Origin of the sequence: Methylobacterium sp. FF17 (assembly GCF_025813715.1) — a bacterium.
GTDB classification, from domain to species: domain Bacteria; phylum Pseudomonadota; class Alphaproteobacteria; order Rhizobiales; family Beijerinckiaceae; genus Methylobacterium; species Methylobacterium flocculans.
Window position 1 is genome coordinate 12,501 of the sequence record NZ_CP107537.1, and the last position, 1,781, is coordinate 14,281.

Sequence of the window (1,781 nt, forward strand, 5' to 3'; positions counted from 1 at the left end):
ACAGCACAAGATTGACTCGCTCGTCTTTGCCGGTCGACATGGCGTGTCAGGTCGTGCGCGCCCTTCCGAGTCGCGCACCGATCACCATTCAGGAATGACCGCCGCGACGAAGACCTGAGCCAGAACGCCAACGGCCCCACCCCTGGCAGGGTGAGGCCGTCAAAATCGCCAGTGTCTGAAAAGGGAAAAAAGCACCTTTCAGACACCACAACACCGTGCAGGTGTCAATCGGGATCGTGTTCCCGAGGCGACGGCGCTTTGCCTTTTGACGGATCCGCCCCCGGGTGGTCCCCGCTTTGCAGCGGCCCGAACAGGGCTGTGAACATGTTTGCGGATGAACTCCGACGCGCGATCGCGTCCGCCTCCCGCCTGAGCCTGGATGCGCTCGCCACCCTGATGTGGGACGCCTGCGCCAACGCGCGGATCAGCGAGGCCGAGACCGAGGAACTCGCCACCCTCATCGAGGTGCGCAGGAACCCCGAGGGGCGCAGGAGCCCGGAGGCGCAGACCCTGCCCATCCCCGCCCGGGTCCCCGGGACGGGCTCCCGGCCCAAGACCCCCGAGAGCCTGACGCGCCGGCGCCGCGTGGCCGCCTGCGGCCGGCTCCCCCCCTCCCTGGCCTGCCACTTCACCCAGGGCGAGGTCGCCGTCCTCAGCGTGGTGGCCAGCGATGCGATGCAGGACGGGGCCTGCCGTGCCTGCCTCGCCGACATCGGCGACCGGGCCGGGGTCAGCCGCAGCACGGTCAAGAACGCCCTCCGGCAGGCCAAGGCCCTCAAGCTCATCACCGTCGAGGAACGCCGCCTGACCTACTGGCGCAACCTGACCAACATCGTGGAGATCGTCTCCCCCGAGTGGCAGGCCTGGAACCGCCTAGCCCCCAGAGCCAGGACCCCCAAGGACAGCGCTGCAGGGGCCGGGGCGCTCGAAGCCGGGGTACTCGAAGCCAAGCCGCCCGGGACCCGCGCTGCCGGGGGTGGGGGCAAATCTTCGACCGGCTCAAATACCCTTTATAAAAAACACCTCGCAACACCCCAAAACAGCTGCCGAAGGGGAGAAGAGCGACTCTCCGGACGGTGGCCAGGCGAGGATCCGGACGCCATCAGCGCTGCCTAGGGCCGGATTTCAGTCGATCGGACAGGATCCGCGCTTCCCGAACAGGGCGGCGCAGATCCCCCATGCCTGCCGGATTCCCATTCTGGTCCTATGGGCCTGGTGGGGCTTTGAGCCTCGGCTAACCAGCCTCACCCATCCTGGATGCGAGCCCTGTATGCGTATCGGCTCCGCGTCGTGTCGGCACGACGAGCCCCGCCGACCCGTGAGTGATCGGGCGGCGGGGTCGGCCCGCACCGCGTTTCCCCGTTCCGGGTCGGACGGATCCATCGGGGCCCGCCGAGGGGATCGTCGCGGGAGGATCCTCGTACGAGGCGGGGCATTCCCGGGAAAGCAGGCTCGAACCGGCTCAACCCCGCCAGGTTCAGCGCGCCAAATTCCCCTCGTGACGGTTCGACTTTCCGAAGTCCGACTTGCCGAGCTCCAACTTGCCAAGGGAGAGCGAAAGCGCTTTCCTGAAGATGTCGCCCGTGCTGGTCCTCGGGTGGTAGGCAATACACCTTCAACGCCCGCAGCCGAATGGTGTGCGGGCGTTTTTACGATGTGTGACCAGACTGTTAAAGAATCTTTCCGCACCTTCGAAAGTCTACGCCTATCCGAAGAATTCACTTGGTCTGAACGGATCGGATAGTGTGACTTGCCTGCACTAGGGCGGGCTGTGGTCAATC

The 1,781-nt window shown here is 66.1% G+C and carries 1 protein-coding gene; it reads left to right on the forward strand.

Going from position 1 to position 1,781, the window contains the following annotated elements:
• Window positions 1–324: 324 nt before the first annotated feature.
• Complete coding sequence (locus OF380_RS28635; protein WP_264051699.1) at window positions 325–1,116, forward strand: hypothetical protein; 792 nt, start codon at window positions 325–327, stop codon at window positions 1,114–1,116.
• Window positions 1,117–1,781 lie beyond the last annotated feature (665 nt).